Origin of the sequence: Hymenobacter terrenus, assembly GCF_000972495.1 — a bacterium.
GTDB classification, from domain to species: Bacteria; Bacteroidota; Bacteroidia; order Cytophagales; family Hymenobacteraceae; genus Hymenobacter; species Hymenobacter terrenus.
In genome coordinates, this window is the sequence record NZ_LATM01000165.1 from 1 (window position 1) to 359 (window position 359).

The 359-nt window shown below is 56.0% G+C and carries 1 pseudogene; it reads left to right on the forward strand.

The features are described from left to right. Window positions 1–62 precede the first annotated feature (62 nt). A pseudogene (locus WX88_RS26965) lies at window positions 63–359 on the forward strand (transposase); the annotation flags it as partial.

Genomic DNA, 359 nt, shown 5'->3' on the forward strand with positions numbered 1-359 from the left:
TAGACCAAGCTAAAGTAGAGAAATCAGGCACTTGTCGTACCTTAAAACCATAGACAATTGCCATGAAAAAGACCAAGTTTACGGAGGCCCAAATCGTGTTCGCGCTGCGCCAGGCCGACACGGGTGTGACCGTCGCCGAGGTGTGCCGCAAGCTGGGTATCAGCGAGGCGACCTACTACAACTGGAAGAAAAAGTACGGTGGGCTGGGCGTGCCGGAGCTACGCCGGCGCAAGCAGTTGGAAGAAGAAAACCTGCACCTCAAACAGCTTGTGGCCGACCTGAGCCTGGACAAGCAGATGCTGCAGGACGTGCTCAAAAAAAAGTTCTGAAGCCCGTGCAGCGTCGCCACGCGGCTCACC